This window comes from Vibrio sp. Vb1729, from assembly GCF_033338655.1.
GTDB lineage: Bacteria > Pseudomonadota > Gammaproteobacteria > Enterobacterales > Vibrionaceae > Vibrio > Vibrio alginolyticus.
Genome location: NZ_JAWOTB010000003.1, coordinates 74,492 through 93,516, shown reverse-complemented (window position 1 = coordinate 93,516; position 19,025 = coordinate 74,492). Strand labels below are relative to the sequence as shown.

The window sequence follows — 19,025 nt, the reverse complement described above, 5'->3', positions numbered from 1 at the left end:
ATTACTTAAGGCAGTATATGGGGGCTAATTGTTTGGATTCAATAAGAGAAATAAAAAAAGGAGGTAATTACTTACCTCCTTTTTCATTATGGCTGAATTTACTCTGCTCCAGCTGCCTGATTGTCTGCGTTACTGTAAATAAGCAGTGGCTCTGACTCGCCATTAATGACGGACTCATCAATCACGACTTTACTAACGTCTGTTGCAGATGGTAATTCGTACATGGTTTCAAGTAGCACGCCTTCAAGAATCGAGCGTAAGCCACGAGCACCTGTTTTACGCTCCATTGCTTTTTTCGCGATAGCGCGCAGCGCATCTTCACGGAATTCAAGTTCGGCGTTTTCTAGCTCAAACAATGCTGCATATTGCTTGGTCAGTGCGTTCTTCGGTTCACATAGGATCTGAATCAACGCTTCTTCATCAAGCTCAGTCAGTGTTGTTGTTACAGGTAGACGACCAATGAATTCTGGAATGAGGCCGTACTTCACTAAGTCTTCAGGTTCAACTTGAGTAAATAGCTCACCTACCGTCTTCGATTCATTCTTCGAACGAACTTCAGCACCAAAGCCAATACCTGTACCTGTTGCAACACGCTGCTCAATCACCTTGTCTAAGCCAGCAAAAGCACCACCACAAATGAACAGGATCTTAGATGTGTCCACTTGTAGGAATTCTTGCTGAGGATGCTTACGACCACCTTGAGGTGGAACCGATGCAACCGTACCTTCGATAAGTTTTAGTAGCGCCTGCTGAACACCTTCACCAGATACGTCACGCGTAATAGATGGGTTTTCAGCTTTGCGTGAAATCTTATCAATTTCATCAATGTAAACGATGCCGCGTTCCGCTTTAGCTACATCGTAATCACATTTTTGCAGAAGCTTTTGGATGATGTTTTCAACGTCTTCACCTACGTAACCGGCTTCGGTTAGTGTCGTCGCGTCTGCCATTGTAAATGGCACATCCAAGAATCGAGCTAATGTCTCCGCAAGTAGTGTTTTACCACTACCTGTAGGACCAATTAGAAGGATGTTACTCTTACCAAGCTCCACACCTTCGCTCGTTGTATCACCATTGCGTAAACGCTTGTAGTGGTTATATACCGCAACTGCGAGCACTTTTTTCGCGTAATCTTGCCCGATCACATAGTCATCAAGGTGTTCACGGATCTGTTTTGGCGTTGGTAACGCTTCAGATTCTTTCTTAGGGAGAACATCCTTGATTTCTTCGCGAATAATATCGTTACATAAGTCGACACACTCGTCGCAAATGTACACTGACGGACCTGCGATTAGCTTGCGAACTTCGTGCTGACTTTTGCCGCAGAAAGAACAGTACAGCAATTTACCGCTGCCACTTTCTTTGCTTTTATCTGTCATTCGCTAACCTCTTAGCCTTTACTCTTCATGAATGAGTGTATATCAATTTTTGCCAAAATGCGCTGGCTAATTACTCGCCACGGTGGCTTAACACTGCATCCACGATACCGTATTCCACAGCCTGCTCTGATGACATGAAGTTATCACGATCAGTATCGCGCTCAATGACTTCAAGAGGTTGGCCTGTATGTTCTGCTAACAACTTGTTTAGCTTCTGTTTAATCGTCAGGATTTCCTGAGCATGGATTTGGATATCAGAAGCTTGACCCTGGAAACCACCCAATGGTTGGTGGATCATTACACGAGAGTTAGGCAGTACGTAACGCTTACCTGGCGCACCACCTGCAAGCAGGAAGGCACCCATTGAACATGCTTGACCCATACACACAGTGCTGACATTTGGCTTAATGAACTGCATGGTATCGTAAATAGACATACCAGCTGTTACGCTGCCGCCTGGCGAGTTGATGTATAGGAAAATATCTTTATCTGGATTTTCAGATTCTAGGAAAAGTAGCTGAGCCACGACAAGGTTTGCCATGTGGTCTTCCACTTGACCCGTTAAAAAAATCACGCGCTCTTTCAGCAGACGTGAGTAGATGTCGTAAGAGCGTTCGCCTCGGGAAGTTTGTTCAACCACCATTGGTACTAGCGCGTCCATAATTGGCGACATTGCATTTTTTTCTTGGTAGCTCATATTCTTATGTCCCTAAAATAAATGGCCCGGATGATGACTATCATACGGACCATTGTTAGCAGAATAGTTAACGTTAAGTCAACCTTCTACGCAAGATATTGCTTATTAAGCAGCAGGTTGTTGTTGGTTAAGTAGCTCGTTGAAGCCTACTTCTTTCTCAGAAACCTGTGCTTTAGCGATGATCGCGTCGATTGCTTGCTCTTCTAGAGCTACGTTGCGCATGTTGTTCATCATTTCTTCGTTTTGCTCGTAGTAAGCAATAACTTCTGATGGATCTTCGTATGCAGTAGCCATTTCTTCGATTAGAGCTTTAACTTTCTCGTCGTCCGCTTTTAGCTCTTCAGATTTGATTACTTCACCTAGTAGAAGACCAACAACTACGCGACGTTTAGCTTGTTCTTCGAACAGTTCACGTGGAAGCTGAGCAGCAGCTTCTGGGTTACCACCGAAGCGTTGTGCAGCTTGTTGACGTAGAACTTGGATTTCTTGCTCGATAAGCGCTGATGGTACGTTGATGTCGTTTTGCTCAACTAGACCGTCAATCGCTTGCTCTTTGATGCGGTTCTTAACAGCTTGCTTAAGTTCACGTTCCATGTTCTTACGAACTTCAGCTTTAAGTGCTTCAACACCACCTTCAACAACACCGAACTTAGCAACGAACTCGTCGTTTAGTTCTGGAAGTTCACGAGCTTCAACTTTGTTCACTTTGATTGCGAACTTAGCTGCTTTACCTTTTAGGTTTTCAGCGTGGTAATCTTCTGGGAAAGTCACGTCGATGTCGAATTCCATACCAGCAGTTTTACCTGCGATACCGTCTTCGAAACCAGGGATCATGCGACCAGCACCCATTTCTAGAGGGAAGTTCTCAGCTTTACCGCCTTCGAACTCTTCACCGTCGATAGAACCAACGAAGTCGATGCTTACGCGTTTGCCATCTTCTGCTGCTTCTTCAACTTCAACCCAAGTTGCTTGTTGCTTACGTAGAGTATCGATCATCTCTTCTACGTCTGCATCTTTAACTTCTGTTAGTGGTTTTTCAACAGTGATGCTCTCTAGGCCTTTAAGCTCAACTTCTGGGTAAACTTCAAAAGTTGCAGTGAAAACTAGGTCTGAACCTTCTTTGTTCTCTACAGGAGCGAAAGTTGGAGCGCCAGCTGGGTTGATTTTCTCTTTAACGATAGCTTCGATGAAGTGGCGTTGCATTACTTCACCAAGAACGTCTTGACGTACTGCTTTGCCGTACATCTTAGCAACCATTTTTAGAGGCACTTTACCCTTACGGAAACCATCGAAACGACGGTTTTTAGCGATGTTGCGTAGTTCAGCTGTTACAGCGTCTTCAATGTTTGCAGCTGGAACAGTAATGTTTAGACGGCGCTCTAGGCCCTCTAGCGTTTCAACAGTAACTTGCATTATATATAAACCTCTAAAGTGGCTCGGTTTTCCGAGCGTATGAGCGAAACTCAGAGGAGCTTACGCTTCATCCTTGTGTAGTGTTCTGTCCGAACACCTAATTTAAAATCGAGTATCGATACTGGTTGTCAGTACCGGACTAATCAGTGATATCTTCGATAAAATAACCAAAGGTATCTCCTATTAGCCTCAGGACAGAATTTTTAGACGCGACATTCTAGCGATCTGTCGCAACCCTGTCGAGCCAATAGCCACTATGTGGACATTGTCTGCGCTAAATTCTCGAATGCTGACCCATTTTTTCTTCAAAAATGCGATTCAGACACCGTCTAAGCATCGCCAGCATATCTAGAATGGGGACAATAGCGACTTTTTCAAGAGAATCGACCGGTTTTTTTATCGAAAAGCCTAAAAAGAGATCTTGCTCTTGTTTTACTCCACAGAGTTGAAAACTAAATCCCTAATCCTTCCTACAAACTATTAACATTTTCTTACGTGACCAAAGGAAGTTGTAAGGAGTGTAAGGATGTCGCAAAAAAAACGGATTCTGCTGACATTTTTTGCTTTCTATTTCCTGTCCGCAATTATCGGTGGCCATTGGGTTTGGCAGACCAGTTATCAATCTCTACTTGATAAACACCAATCACAGCTGGAGCAATTTTCTGGCCATATAAAAAATAAACTCGATAAGTACGCCCATATCCCAAATCTTCTCGCTAAAGATGATCCACTTTATCAAGCCCTTCTGCACCCCAACAACAGTGCGCAACTGGAAATCACTAATCGGTATTTAGAATCCGTTAATGGCGTGATTGAAGCAGCGGACACCTACTTAATCGATCAATGGGGTACAACGATCGCGGCCAGCAACTGGCGTAAAGAGCGCTCCTTTATCGGGCGAAATTTTGCATTTCGACCTTATTTCAAACAAGCCATTGTAGGTAAACGAAGCCAATACTACGCACTGGGCTCAACATCTGGTAAACGTGGCTACTACTATTCTTATCCCATCGTATACGCTGGCGGTGTACTTGGTGTCGTCGTGGTGAAGATGGACCTAAGTAAGATAGAGGACAACTGGCAGCAACCTAACAGTGTTTTTGTCGCCAGCGACCCATACGGAATTGTTTTCATGAGTAGCCGAAGTGAATGGCTACTCAAAAGCTTACAGCCACTGACAAAAAAAGAGAAAAAGCAAGTTTGGGCAAGCCAACAATATCTTGATGCGCCAATTGAAACGCTTGGATTAGTGGGTAGTTTGGACGAGGTGCATTCTGAGCTTAAACAGGGTTACCCATACAATAAAGGAACCTTGGTGGTCTCTTCGCTGCCCCTACCCGAACTCAAACTGACTATTCGTGTGCTGTCTCCTAAACAGTCGATCGTTTGGTTCACCATGGGTTACATCTTTGTACTCACTCTAGCATTCATGGTTTTGTTTTTAATTGGTCAGCTTATTTATCACCGTCAACAGCGTCACTTGCAAATTGAACGAATTCAACAAGAAGCCAATCAAAAGTTGGAATATCAAGTCATGGCACGGACTGCCGAGTTGCAAGCGGAGATCGCACAGCGTATCGATACCGAGCAAACTTTACGCGTTACTCAAGACGAATTGGTGCAAGCAGCGAAACTCGCGGTGTTAGGACAAATGTCGGCCAGTATCAGCCATGAACTGAATAATCCACTTGCGGCAATTCGTAGCTTTGCGGAGAACGGCAAGCTGTTTCTAAAAAAAGAAAAATATGAGCGAGTGAAAGATAATCTCACTCGCATTTCTGCTCTCACTGACCGTATGGCAAATATCAGTCAGCAACTTCGCTCTTTCGCCAAAAAAACCAGTGGTGACGAGTTGGCTCAATCTCGACTGTTCCCTGTTATTGCCTCTGTAAAAGAACTGATGAAGCCCGCATTTAAATCAGGGCGCGTCACGTTAGAAACAAATTTGCCAGAGCATGATGTTGAAGTGCAGATCAATATTATTCAACTGGAGCAAGTGTTGGTCAATTTACTGACTAATGCGATAGAAGCACTCAAAGAGCAACAAGACAAACAGGTAGAATTATCTGTAGAACACGATGAGCACACTGATTTGGTTTGGATTCATGTTGATGATAATGGCCCAGGACTTGGCTCTTTCTCACTTTCTGATTTATGTGAGCCGTTTCTAACCACTAAACTGAACGGTTTAGGTTTGGGTCTCTCTATCTCGCAACAAATCTTAGCCAGTATGAATGGAAAATTATGTGCCCATAATCGAGAACAAGGCGGCGCTCGATTCTCATTGTGTTTACCTATCACTTCTTACAACACTGAACCATCAAAAGGATAAGATCATGTGTCAGGTGTTTTTTATTGATGATGAGGCCGATCTCAGACTCGCTATAGAACAGACCTTTGAACTTGCGGATATCGACGCCAAGTTTTTTGTGGATGCAGAATCGGCTTTAATAGCGATGCAGCAAGGAGAAGAAGCTGGCGTCGTGGTCACTGATATCTGTTTACCGGGCATTTCTGGTATGGATATGCTAACAACTTTGACTCAACGCGATGCAAACTTACCCGTCATCATGATCACTGGACACGGTGATATTTCCATGGCAGTGCAAGCCCTTCATCAAGGCGCTTACGACTTTATTGAGAAACCTTTTGCGCCAGAGCATTTGGTTGAAACGGTTAAGCGGGCGATTGAGAAGCGCAAACTAACCAATGAAAATGAAAAACTGCGCCTGTCACTTAAAGCCAGTAAAACCCTTGGTCCACGAGTTATTGGTGAAACCTCTAGCATCCAAATATTACGAGAGACCATCACCCAAATCGCCGATACCGACGCCGATATTTTATTGTTTGGTGAAACCGGTACAGGGAAAGAGTTAATCGCTCGTTCTTTACATGAGCAAAGCTCTCGCCGGAACCAAAACTTTGTCGCCGTAAATTGTGGAGCGGTTCCAGAGAACTTAATTGAGAGTGAACTCTACGGCCATGAAAAAGGCGCATTCACTGGCGCCGAAAGCCGTCGTATCGGTAAATTTGAGTTTGCACAAGGCGGCACACTTTTCTTGGATGAGATCGAGTCGATGCCTATCCAAGCCCAAATTCGTTTATTGAGGGTATTACAAGAGCGCGTGATTGAGCGTGTCGGTTCAAATGAATTATTGCCTTTAGATATTCGAGTGATTGCCGCAACAAAGGTCGATTTAAAACACGCAGCTGAAGAAGGTACTTTCCGTCAGGATCTCTATTATCGGCTCAATGTCGTGACCTTGGATCTCCCGCCACTACGCGAACGAAAAGAAGACATTCCAGCCCTCTTTCACCACTTTCTGTTGGTAGCAGCTTCACGTTATGGCAAAAGCTCACCTAGCTTGTCACCCCAAGATCTAGCGCAACTGATGAGCCATGACTGGCCTGGCAATGTTCGAGAACTCAGAAATGCTGCAGAGCGTTTTGTGCTATTGGGTAAGTTAATTCAGTTGGGAGAATCAAACCCAGTCGCTAAGTCTTCCTCAAGCCTTGCAGAGCAAGTGGCGGAGTTTGAGAGAGCAGCCATTGAAGGCGCTTTATTAGAAAACAACGGTAGTATTAAACAGACAATGTGCCAATTGAATGTGCCAAGAAAAACCCTTTACGACAAGATGCAGCGCTACCAAATAAATAAAGACCTTTACAAATAAAACACGTTCAAATAGCTGGCATTATGTTCAACTTGAATCATAATTTTTAACAACGGGTTTATCATGGTTGTTATAGATATGAACGAAAAAGTGAGAATACCGATTGTTACAGATACCGTGCTCGTAGACGGTTGCTATCAAGAAGAGAGAAGATTCGGTGAAGAGCGTCGTAAAAATAAAAAGAGGTGGCGACACTATGAACGTCGAATTAATTCAGACCCGCGCAAAACTTGTTACAAGTCAATAGACGAAGAGGTGTGAATTCTCACACCTCTTTCTACTTTCTGGCTTCCATTACTTGGTAATGATCTCCGGCCCCATCAAGGTAGTAGGCAACCAAGTCGAAACCCATGGTACATATGTGACGATAATTAGGAACAAGAACATCACTCCAACCCAGGGTAATGCTGCCTTCACTACGTTCATCATCGACATTTTGGCAACACCAGCGGTCACAAATAAGTTAAGACCCACGGGCGGCGTTATCATTCCTATCTCCATATTCACCACCATCATTATGCCCAAATGAATTGGGTCTATACCTAATGCAATCGCAATTGGGAACACGAGCGGCGCAACAATGATCAACAAGCCTGATGGCTCCATGAACTGACCACCAATCAGCAACAAGACGTTCACCACAATCAAAAAAGTGATTGGTCCGAGACCAGCCGAGAGCATCGACTCGGTGATCATTTGCGGGATGCGTTCTTCCGTTAAAACATGCTTCAAAATTAAGGCATTAGCAATGATGAACAGCAGCATGATGGTGAGTTTGCCCGCTTCATACAGGGTGTGTTTCGTGTCTTTATGAACAAAGGTTTGGAAGATTTTAACGAGCGCAGGTTTAGTGTTTTTCTTGTCTGCAAATGGCCCCATGTCTTTGTATACAAAGTTAGCAATAAAGAATGAGTACACAGCAGCAACCGCAGCGGCTTCTGTCGGCGTAAAGATACCGCCATAGATACCACCAAGAATGATGACGACCAACAACAAGCCCCAGCTTGCATCCTTGGCGGCATCAAAAGTTTCTTTCCAACCGACAAAAGGTTGCTTTGGAAGGTTCTTGATTCTCGCGGCAATGTAAATCGCGATCATCAACATGACACCCGCCAGCAAACCGGGAATCACACCACCAAGGAACATACGTCCAACTGACACATCCGTTGCGGCTGCATACACCACCATCACAATCGAAGGTGGGATCAAAATCCCTAGCGTACCTGCGTTACAAATTACCCCAGAGGCAAACTCTTTTGAGTAACCGTTTTTGATCATACCTGCGATAACAATACTACCTATGGCAACAACCGTTGCAGGTGAGGAACCTGACAACGCGGCAAACATCATACACGCGACAACCGAAGCCATCGCCAAACCGCCGCGGAACCAGCCTACAATGGCAATGGCGAAACGAATTATCCGCTTTGCTACGCCACCCGTCGACATAAAGCTTGAAGCCAATATAAAGAATGGAATAGCCAATAGCGTGTAGTGGCCCGCGAATGCATTAAACAGCGTTTGAGCAACTGACGCTAAAGAGGCATCCGAATGCATTAAAAGGAAAAGAACACTGGAAAGACCCAGCGAAATAGCAATTGGCACGCCAACCAGCATAAAGCCAATTACCATCAAAAATAGAAATAAGATATCCATGGCTTATTGCTCCTTGTTTTTAGCGTCTTGCGAGGCCTTTGGAGCCATTACGTCTTCAGCGTCACTCATCTCAGCTTTAAGAGATTCGAGCTCTTCCTCCGCTTCATGTCCTGCAATCAAGCGATCGAGCTTACCAGTAGCGATTTGCCACGTGACTTGAACAAATCTAAACGTTAGTAGCGCCATTCCAAGTGGCAAAGCGAAGTAAGGAATAAAACGTGGCAGCTTTTCATAACGCTCTCCCTCATTTAACCAGTCGGCCATGAACTGGAGTATTTCAGGCATCGGAATATCGTCCGTTTCATACCACGCTCGGTCAGTAGCGAACGGATACCAGTAGTTCCAAGCGCCAATTAACAGCAAAATAGAGAAGGCTAAGCAACACATTGCAGCAAAAAGCGCCAGGGCTTTTCGTTTACCTTCCGGAACGATGTTAATAATGACATCGACACCAATATGAAAGTGTTTTTTCACACCATAAGATGCGCCAACCAACACCATCCATGCGAACATGAAAACGGTGAGCTCAAGCGCCCAAAGAATATTGTCGTTAAAGACATAACGAAAGATGACATTGGCAAAGGTCAGCAAGGTCATGGCACCCAAGAAGAAAGCAATCAAAGTCTCTTCAATGGCATCGGTGATTCGTCCAGCCTTGGCAAAAAAAGTCTGTTCCATAATTACATCACGTCGTCTGTAGGGGGAAAGAGCCCCCTCAGTTTGAGAGGGCTAAATGTGCTAGGTGTTATTATTTTTGGTTAGACGCCAAAGCGGCTTCGATTAGGTCAGAACCAATGTCTTTTTCGAACTTCTTCCATACTGGTTGAAGTGCAGTGACCCATTCTTGGCGCTGTTCTGGCGTTAGAGTACGAACCACACCACCTGCTTCGATGATATTGTTCTTATTCGCAAGGTTTACTTTGGTTGACTCAGCATTACGCTGCGCAGTTACCTCTTGAATAATGGTGTTTAACTGCTCGCGCTGATCATCTGGTAAGTTTTTCCAGAAGTCGTTTGACGTCACAACTAAGTAATCCAGAATTCCGTGGTTCGTTTCCGTAATGCCATCTTGAACTTCGAAGAATTTTTTGCCGTAAATGTTTGACCAAGTATTTTCTTGACCATCAATAACCTTAGTTTGCAAGCCGCCGTAAACTTCTTTGAACGACATTTTTTGTGGGTTAGCACCTAGCTGCTCAAACTGAGCAACGAGTACATCAGAGGCTTGAACACGGAACTTAAGTCCTTCAGCATCAGTTGGAGAAATGAGCGGCTTGTTGGCTGACATTTGCTTCATGCCGTTATGCCAAAACGCAATGCCTTGTAGGCCACGACGTTTCATTGAGTTTTTCAGCTTTTCACCCGCTTCCGAGTTTTGGAAACGGTCAACCGCGTCGACATCATCGAACAAGAAAGGGAGATCGAAAAGGCGGTACTTCTTGGTGAATTTCTCAAACTTAGAAAGAGAAGGAGCAGCGAGTTGAACATCACCATTCAGTAGCGCTTCCAACACTTTATCATCATCATAAAGTGTTGAGTTAGGAAACACCTGCATACAGACTTTACCGTTCATCTCTTCGTTGACGCGCTTTTCAAGTAACGAAGCCGCGATGCCTTTAGGGTGTTTGTCCGCATTCGTTACATGGCTAAACTTGATGACCGTTTCACCCGGGTCACAATTTGCGGCAGCATTAAAACTGGTAACAGCAAGTGCAGAGACAGATAGTAGAGTTAGAGGCTTAAACATTATTATTCTCCTTGTTGAATCACATCCCATCCCGTCCATGAGTAACTAGGTGTTAGGCGATGGGTACGGATGTTCAACAAAGAGCAATTAATGGACCATGTTAAAATTTATATGCATTTCAATAAATTAACACAGTCCATTAACATAAATCCGAAGTGTAACGAGTGAATTCCACCCAAGAAAAAGATACAAATGGGTGGAAAATGACCCACTTATGAAGAACAGCTTATCTCCATTTTCTTCCCCCATTCCGGTGGCAATTTCGCATAGTCATCAAACTCGGGTTGCTCATCAAATGGGCGTTTTAACAGTTCGACCAATCGGTGTAATTCGCTAAAGTCCCCTTCTTCCGCTTTATCAATCGCCAACTGAGCCAAGTAGTTACGCAAGATGTATTTGGGATTGGCCTGACGCATCTGTTTGCAACGCTGTTCGGTTGAAATCAGGCCCCCTAGTTCATCAACCTCTAGCTCACACCGAGCTAAGTACAGATCAAGCCAAGCTCGCGCAGCTTCTCGGTCGAGAAATAAATCGATTACGGCTTGGGAAGGCGCATTATCAAGGTTTGAAAGCGTTCTGAAGAAGCGAGTGTAGTCCGTTTTGTTCTGGTGAAGAAGCTCAAACATAGCTTCAAACAAACGCCCATCTTCCGCTATCTTGGTTTTTAAGCCCAACTTCTCACGCATGAGGCGGCTGAACTGCTGGCTTAAATGAACTTCAAATTGACTCAACGACGATTCTAAATCTTCTCGTTCAACGAGTGGCGATAGCGCATGCGCCAGTGCTGACAGGTTCCAAAGCGCAATTCTAGGCTGTTGATCAAATGCGTAACGACCCTGGTAGTCTGAATGATTACAAATGTATCCCGGCTCATAATCATCAAGAAAGCCAAACGGACCATAATCAAAAGTTTGCCCAAGAATTGACATGTTATCGGTATTCATCACACCATGCGCAAAACCAAAAGCTTGCCAATATGCGATCATCTCGGCTGTTTTAGTCACGATGGCGTCAAACATCGCGGCATATGGTTTCTCCGCCGATGCACAATCAGCAAAGTGCCACTCAATCACCTTATCCGCCAACAGCTTCTGCTCTGCTAACTGGTTGGTGTAAAAGAAATGCTCAAAGTGACCGAATCGAACATGGGTTTCAGCCATTCGAAGTAACAAAGCGCCCGATTCCGTTTTTTCTCGATAAACAGGTGTATCACTGACCATCATACCGAGAGCACGTGTCGTGGGAACCCCAAGGCCCGCCATGGCTTCACTGCACAAGTACTCACGGATAGTTGAGCGTAATACCGCTCGCCCATCTCCCATTCGCGAGTAAGGCGTTAGCCCTGCACCTTTGAGGTGAAGATCAAACCAAGTACCATCCTGATGCTCAATTTCTGCCAACAGTAATCCACGTCCATCGCCCAAATCTGGGTTGTAAACGCCAAACTGATGGCCTGCATATTTCATCGCAAGAGGACGAAATTGTTCGAATTCACTTAGCCCAGAAAAAACCGCCAATAACTCATCGTTTTGCTCTTCTGGTAAACCAAACTGCTGTGCAAACTCACCATTCCAAGCGACCCAGCGAGTGTTGTCCAAGGGTTGTGGCTCGACCAACGTATAGAACGCTGACGGTAATTGACTAAAGCGATGGGTGAAATTGACCCGTTGCCAAATGGACATGTAGGGTTCCTTAATAAAAAGAAGTACTGTTGTGAGTATACGTGTGAATGTCCCTGTCATTCAGCCATGAAATGGGCATGGGTATTTTGCGTGAATAACGCGAAGGCGGCAGGAAGGTATCAACCTGCCGCAGACCGTCTCCTAAACGGAGGTAGCATGTAAAAACGATCAAAGGGTTAAGCGGAAAATTCTTCACCCGTTTTTGGTGACTGTGATGGCGTATCAAAACGAGCGCGTTCGATATCCACTACCGTTTTATAGCTCAATGATAACAATGCCAGCTGGTACGCGCCAAAAATACCATAGGCCACACCGACGAGGCTCAACATAAAGAGATTCGTAAAGTGGCTAAAGATCAGCTGACTGAGCAAGCCCGCACCCAATGGAATTAGTCCCATCAAAATGAATACTTGTTTGTTGTATGCTCTGCTCTGGTTCCACGAACGACGCAAACTGCGAGGCTGATGATCCATTGCAGTCGCTGGCAACACAAATGACCATCGCGCCATTACCCAATAGCCGGGAATGCTTGCAATCGTTGTGATAATAGCCATAGCAACAAAGTCGGCTTCACCACTTTCTGCAATGTAGATAAACGACAACACAAAGATCGGGATACCAATAACGAGCATCATCATCAGTCCAAACAGTATCCACCAGCCTATGAAACGGAATTCTCGAGCTGACAAACGAAATACATCCAACGCAGAGTGCATGTAATCGCCGGCTAAATAAATTCGATGCACACGCACAGCCGCCATAGCGGCAACAAGTGGGTACAAAATAATTGTGACGAAATAAAATCCTGAGACATTGCCTTCTTGAACGTTCGCTTGATCTTTCCCCGTCATTTCAGGATACATAAAAGCAAAAATTGAGTGCACGATAATCAACGGAATACAAGCAATAACAATTGCGAGTAGATTCCTTCTGACCATCACTGTCGCTTCTCGGCATATTTCCGAAACAGAAAAGCCCTCGGTAGACATATAACATCCTTAGTTCATAAAAATCGGCCCCTAGGGTAACCGCAGAGTAGAAAAATCGCTTTAAAAATAATGAGAAACACATCTCATAAGACAATGAGAACGAAACCAAAATAAATCAGATAAAAAATAAGCCACTCAATATGAGTGGCTTATACCGCAATTCAATACCGTTTTAGACGCGACGTCGCCAGCCTAATGTTGCAAGTAACATCAAAGCCCAATAAGAAACACTGCCGCTACCTTCTGAGTTCTTGAATGTCGTTGTCTTCAAAGAAGCAACAACCGTCACGATAACTTCCCCCGTAGCAGTGGCACCATGACCGTCTGAAACCGTATATTGCAGCTTGATGCCGTCAGTAGGGCTATCCGGTGCTTGAAAACGGATTTTGCCATTCTCTACACTCGCACTTCCCACACCCGTTACGTTCTGTACGCTTTCTACAACCAGTTTATCGCCGTTCACATCCGAATCATTGCTCGCTGCATCAATCAGAATACTTTCACCAACGGCAACGGTCGCCGTATCTACGAGCGTAACTGGCACTGCGTTTTTCATGGTTAAATCGACGGTAGCACTGGACGTTTCATTACTAGGGTCAGTCACGGTTAAACGGAATGTCAGAACCTCACCCGCTTTTGCACCTTGAGGCACCGTAAAGCTCGTGCTAACACTGGTTGCATTGCCAAGAGAAACTGAAGTGCCAGCCAACTGCTCCCATTTATAACTCAACACATCACCATCAGCATCCGTACTATTTAACGCAGACAACGTGACTCGCTGCCCAACCGTCATGTCTTTATTATCAATATCAATCACAGCCACTGGCGCTTCGTTGCTGCCAAGCACTTCCACCTGCACATTCACGATTGAAGATGAGTACGCACCATCAACCGACAACAAACGATATTGGAAAGTGTCAAGACCAACGAAGTTAGCTTCAGGTTGGTACTGGTTGCCAGAGATGGTGCCGTGCTCAGGCTTCTGCACAATGTCCACATTGAACTGATACCCTACCGCCATGAAATCATTGTCCATCAGGTTCAGTTTGATTGGCGTATTTTTATTGGTTTGTAACGAATCAGATTTCGCTTCAACCAAGTTGCTCGCATCCACATTTAATAATGCTGCAAACGGAATATAAGAGAACCCGGCTTTTTCTAGACCAAACGTGCCAATCTCACTGTAATCACCAGTCCACATTACAGGTAGGGAGGCTTTTTCAGTTTTTAGCAAGCGGCCGAAATCAAAGTTTGCATCAAATTGACCGCCTTCCAATTCAACAACCAATAAGTGCTGACCCGCACTCAATTGGCTTGATTGAGGGAATAAAATTCGAGATGACTTTTGGAAGTTACCTTGCTGTAAAAGCTCAGCGTTGTTTTGATTCAATATTAATCGATAGCCAATGTTTCCAGAAAATGGGAATCGCCAAACTCGATAAGTCATGTCACTTTGAGCGCTATCTCTTTGCGCGTAAAGTTGAAGACCATCAAGCTCTGTATCACTATTCAAGTCCAGTGACACCGCCAGAGTGTTACTCCCACTCGCGTACACATAACCTTGGTGAAGAGAGTTCAGCCATGCTGATTTATTTGGTTCGTTTGTATGCTCAAGAGAAAAGCTACCGCCGTTGGTGTTGCTGGCAATGTTGGAAATACGAACCCCAGTATCAAACCCTGTGATCGCTCTCAGACCCGGGGTCGATGTATCTGAAATGACATCGCCACCATTAGGGTATAAATCGTCAGCGTCACTCCTACCATCATTTTCTAACTCATTCAGACCATCAGCCTGCATGATTTGAACCTGCATCGCGCCAACATCATTAAAGCGGTTCTGGACATTAACCGACGTCGCCAGGATACCTTCAGCCGCCAATGCTCGGTCGTAACCGCTAAAGGTGCGATTTTCCAAGTAAACACGTGGGCCAAACTCTTTCAAGTACGGGTCGAGATACACCAGCTTGACATCGTCGTTGTTCACAGAAATAGGCGCTGGACTTTCATGAGTTACCGTTGGTACAACAAAACCAGCAGCGTGTTTGCTCCATGCACTCATGTTCACCGGAGTGTCACCAGCGTATGAATCTCCCGGTTTCTGCGCCCATGAACCGCCACCCATCACGCCCCAAGAGCCGATCGAGGCATCACTGTTCCTTGCGTACAAATCCGGTAAGCCAAGCATTAAGTGGCCAAGCTCGTGTACGATCACGCCCAACGTCGCTTGATGATCAACTTGATAGTCAGCGAACACACAATAGTCTGTGATCTTTTTACCATCTAGTGTGACATCATCGTGAGAGAATTTGTGCGGCCAAATCGCAGGACGGTTGAGAACCCCTGTTGAACGATCTCCCCCCGCAAAAATAAACATGACAGAGAGTTCTGACGGTTCTACGGTACCATTTTGATTGCTGTCGTAGACCGAAAGATTAAAGTATGGATCCAGTTTTTGATAAGCCTCGGTGAAAACCGCATTCAACTTGGCGGTGCATGTTTTATCAGTCGAACTAGAGTGACAGTTAGGGTGGCTTTGTGCCACAGTCACATCTATCACACCGTCATTGGCGGTGCCGTAACTCTCAAGTGCAGGAACAACTTTGAATTTACCTTGAGAGTTTTTATCAAAGTAATCCACAACGCTTTGACCATTGGTATTAAATACGCGTTGCTCAAAATCATGCACCATTGCTTGGTCATCAAACGAAACTTGCACAACCAATAGGGGCTGCTGCTTCACCGTTGAACTGCTCATCGCCTGGTAACCTTGCGCCGAACGCAGTAGGTTTTTTCGTGCCATCGGTTCAATGGTTTTTAGAGAAGATAATTGCGGTTTAACTTGTAAATCCGGGCGAAACCTCGCCGACTCAGGTGGCTCACTCGACTGCGTTTTCACCACACCTGTCGAGATCAATATTGGCGTGCCTGACTCGCGCTGAATCTGCGCGAAAAACCAAACGCCGTCTTCCTGAAGTAAGGCATTGCCCTGCTTATCTTCAAACCAGTGGAAATCTGCCGTTCCACGTAGAATTGCCTCACTGGAGCTACCATCACTCAACGCAATAGTATGCCAAACCGGTGATGGCGGAGTAGTTGCCATGCTCTTCCCTGCAAGAAGCGCAGTTAACATAGCCATGGCGAGTGTGTTGAATTTCAAAGTACGACTCCATCTTTTCGATTCGTTCATTAATACCAAGCACAACAAACACAAAGTAACCCTATGGGCATAGAGTAAGACTGAGTGACTATTGACGAAGGCTGGTATCAATTCGCTCAGATAACACGACGTAGTTTGGTGTCACACTACAAAAGCGTCGGATTCCAAAACGCTGTTATGAGCGTAGCTTCTGAGAATATAAATTGAGTGAATGAATAGTATCGAAACGAAAGGAAGAAGAAATGAACTTCTACGAATTTATAGGTAAAACTGGGCAACATTCCACATATTCTATAAATGTACGAGCACTGCTATTAATCAATGCTCGTAATGGTCGCGCGGCCATTGTTTAACGCTATATTAACCTGTAAGAACGGCGTCTTCTGGGTATTTGACCAAGGTAGGTTCAGGACGTGCCAACATGTAGGCAAGCGTGAGCGGCCCAATACGACCAATGATCATCACCACGATCATAATGTATTTACCAGGTTCAGAAAGTTCCGCAGTCAAACCGGCGGTGAGCCCCACTGTGGCAAATGCGGAAATGGTTTCAAACATAACTTTATCAAAGCTGGCCTTCTCGGTAAGCATCAATAAAAACATTGCGCTTGTCAGGATGGCTCCGCTCACAACGATAATTGCCAATGATTTAGTCACAGTTTGCCAATTTATGGTTCGCTTAAACATAACCACATGTTTCTTTTGGCGTAAAAAGGTCCACGTAGCCATAAACGCAACAGCAAATGTGGAAACTTTAATACCGCCCCCCGTTGAGGTGGAACCCGCTCCAATTAACATCAGAACAATCATGACCAGTAAGGCCGGCTGGGTAAACAACGCCAAGTCAACACTATTAAACCCTGCCGTTCGCGCACTCGCAGATTGAAAGAATGCCGCCAACCATTGCCCTGTTGCAGGTAAAGACGCCATTGTGTTTGGGTTGCTTCGCTCAAGTAACCAAAACATCATCGTTCCGACTAAGAGCAATATCGGTGTCGCAATCAGTATGATTTTGGTGTGAAGATGCAAAAAGTGGAAACCTTTGCGCCAGTTTAGCCAGATGTCACCCACAACAGTAAAACCAAGCCCGCCAAAAATGAATAGCCCCGCCAGTGTAAAGATAACCAACGGATCATTCACAAAGCTCATCATACTGTCAGAAAACAGCGCGAACCCAGCGTTGTTAAATGCAGAAATTGCATGAAACAAGGCGTAAAACATACCAGTCTGCCAGCCCATTTCAGGGACCCAGCGGATAGAGAGAAAAATAAACCCGATCGTTTCTGCAACAAGCGCGAAAACAACAATCCGCTTTACTAGTCGGTTTAGATTGACTTGCCGATCTTGCCCTAATGCTTCTTTCGCCAGCGCTTGTTGACGCAAACTCAAACGCACGCCGAACATATAGAGTAAGACCGCCGACAACGTCATCTGCCCCAACCCACCGATTTGCATTAAAAACATCAGCAAGATTTTACCCGCAAGCGTAAAGTGTTGCCCAGTATCGACTACACCAAGCCCTGTCACACTAATAGCGGACGTTGCGGTAAACAAAGCATCCGTTATCGACAGGCCCGTAACAGAAAAAACTGGCAAGGTTAGCAATACCGCAGAAGGCAGTAAAACACCGAGAAAACTGAGCAATATAATTCGCGGTTCGTTGCCTTTCGCTTTCTCTTGTTTACCATCTGGTGCGTAAAAAACACCTTTCTGATGAAAATACGTCATAGCGATTTTAATTTATTTGCGAGCGCATCTTGAGGGCCGACCACAATAATTAGGTCACCAATTTCTAGTGTGGTATTAAGGTCAGGTGCCTTGGTAATTTCTGGGCCCCGTTTAAACCCTAGCACTTGCACGCCATCGACTTTGCACAGAGCCAAATCACTTAGTGTCTTACCCATCCAACGAGAGCCAATCACAAACTCCGTCATAGCTAAGCCACTGCCTAATGGGTGGAACTCAAGAACCCGTTTATCGAGCATTTTACGCGCGACACGTATCCCCATGTCACGCTCAGGCATGATAATGTGGTCTGCGCCAATTTTTTGCAGAACACGAGCTTGGAAGCGATCGTTGGCTTTAACCCATACTGACTTTACTCCCGCCTCTTTAGCAATCAATGTCGCAAGAATACTGGCATTGACATCCGCTCCGATGGCAATCATCACCATGTCGTAATCATCAAGTTTGAGCTCAGCAACCGTCTCTTCGTGAGTACAGTTAGCCACAACCGCCTGACTAACAAAACTGGCGGCTTCTTTAACTCTGTCTTCGTTGATGTCAACGGCTAAAACTTGAGCGCCTGAATCTTGTAACTCTTTACACACTGCCAAACCAAATCGGCCAAGACCAATAACGGCGAATTGCTTATCACCTGTTTTCATTTGTGCCCCATCTTATGCATTCATTAGCAAGCAAAAAAGTTTGCGCCCATTCCTTACCTTGTGCAAACCTGCGGACAGATAATTGACAAAAGCTTAACGCACCTTGATTCACTTTACGTGTTAAGCGTATGACACTGATTAACTTTTTTCCTCATTACCGAATAGAAACCGTCGCGATGGCTACATAATTGGATGCCTAAAAACGCAAAAAGCCGCAAGAATGCGGCTTTTAGATCATGGGATA

The 19,025-nt window shown here is 45.0% G+C and carries 14 protein-coding genes; 3 read left to right on the top strand and 11 right to left on the bottom strand.

Annotated features, from left to right (window positions below; genetic code table 11):
• Positions 1-98: 98 nt before the first annotated feature.
• The 3 genes from clpX to tig form a co-directional block, all read right to left on the bottom strand.
• Complete coding sequence (clpX, locus tag R7E29_RS01710; RefSeq protein WP_005382345.1) at positions 99-1,379, bottom strand: ATP-dependent protease ATP-binding subunit ClpX; 1,281 nt, start codon at positions 1,377-1,379, stop codon at positions 99-101.
• A gap of 70 nt (positions 1,380-1,449) precedes the next feature.
• Positions 1,450-2,076, bottom strand: coding sequence for an ATP-dependent Clp endopeptidase proteolytic subunit ClpP (gene clpP / locus R7E29_RS01705; protein ID WP_005382347.1), 627 nt, complete (start codon positions 2,074-2,076; stop codon positions 1,450-1,452).
• A 105-nt stretch (positions 2,077-2,181) separates the two neighbouring features.
• Entirely contained in the window at positions 2,182-3,489 is a 1,308-nt protein-coding gene (tig, locus tag R7E29_RS01700) for a trigger factor (RefSeq protein ID WP_005382251.1), read from the bottom strand.
• 526 nt (positions 3,490-4,015) lie between these two features.
• On the opposite strand from tig, the gene R7E29_RS01695 reads away from it, so the two are divergent.
• The 3 genes from R7E29_RS01695 (at position 4,016) to R7E29_RS01685 (ending at position 7,424) form a co-directional block, all read left to right on the top strand.
• A complete protein-coding gene (locus tag R7E29_RS01695) occupies positions 4,016-5,821 on the top strand; it encodes an ATP-binding protein (RefSeq protein ID WP_054576728.1) in 1,806 nt (601 codons plus the stop codon).
• Between the two features lie 4 nt (positions 5,822-5,825).
• The gene (locus tag R7E29_RS01690; RefSeq protein ID WP_017819922.1) at positions 5,826-7,163 is read left to right on the top strand and encodes a sigma-54-dependent transcriptional regulator; all 1,338 of its coding nucleotides are present in this window, start codon (positions 5,826-5,828) and stop codon (positions 7,161-7,163) included.
• Between the two features lie 78 nt (positions 7,164-7,241).
• Positions 7,242-7,424: a hypothetical protein gene (locus R7E29_RS01685; protein WP_021034161.1), complete on the top strand. Its 183-nt coding sequence runs from the start codon at positions 7,242-7,244 to the stop codon at positions 7,422-7,424.
• A gap of 33 nt (positions 7,425-7,457) precedes the next feature.
• Here the strand turns inward: R7E29_RS01685 and R7E29_RS01680 are convergent, their stop codons facing one another.
• The 8 genes from R7E29_RS01680 to R7E29_RS01645 form a co-directional block, all read right to left on the bottom strand.
• Positions 7,458-8,819: a TRAP transporter large permease gene (locus R7E29_RS01680; protein WP_005382255.1), complete on the bottom strand. Its 1,362-nt coding sequence runs from the start codon at positions 8,817-8,819 to the stop codon at positions 7,458-7,460.
• A 3-nt stretch (positions 8,820-8,822) separates the two neighbouring features.
• Entirely contained in the window at positions 8,823-9,497 is a 675-nt protein-coding gene (locus R7E29_RS01675; protein ID WP_005384308.1) for a TRAP transporter small permease, read from the bottom strand.
• Positions 9,498-9,567: 70 nt separating this feature from the next.
• Positions 9,568-10,566: a TRAP transporter substrate-binding protein gene (locus tag R7E29_RS01670; RefSeq protein ID WP_017634784.1), complete on the bottom strand. Its 999-nt coding sequence runs from the start codon at positions 10,564-10,566 to the stop codon at positions 9,568-9,570.
• 212 nt (positions 10,567-10,778) lie between these two features.
• Positions 10,779-12,248, bottom strand: coding sequence for a protein adenylyltransferase SelO (locus R7E29_RS01665; protein ID WP_054576727.1), 1,470 nt, complete (start codon positions 12,246-12,248; stop codon positions 10,779-10,781).
• A gap of 176 nt (positions 12,249-12,424) precedes the next feature.
• Positions 12,425-13,237, bottom strand: coding sequence for a hypothetical protein (locus R7E29_RS01660; protein ID WP_054576726.1), 813 nt, complete (start codon positions 13,235-13,237; stop codon positions 12,425-12,427).
• 172 nt (positions 13,238-13,409) lie between these two features.
• A complete protein-coding gene (locus tag R7E29_RS01655) occupies positions 13,410-16,394 on the bottom strand; it encodes a M6 family metalloprotease domain-containing protein (RefSeq protein ID WP_196363363.1) in 2,985 nt (994 codons plus the stop codon).
• A 360-nt stretch (positions 16,395-16,754) separates the two neighbouring features.
• Entirely contained in the window at positions 16,755-18,122 is a 1,368-nt protein-coding gene (locus R7E29_RS01650; RefSeq protein WP_054576725.1) for a TrkH family potassium uptake protein, read from the bottom strand.
• Positions 18,119-18,781 carry a potassium channel family protein gene (locus R7E29_RS01645; RefSeq protein WP_005388291.1) on the bottom strand — a complete coding sequence of 221 codons (663 nt, stop codon included), beginning with the start codon at positions 18,779-18,781 and terminating at the stop codon, positions 18,119-18,121. Before R7E29_RS01645 ends, R7E29_RS01650 begins: the two co-directional genes overlap by 4 nt.
• Positions 18,782-19,025: the final 244 nt, after the last annotated feature.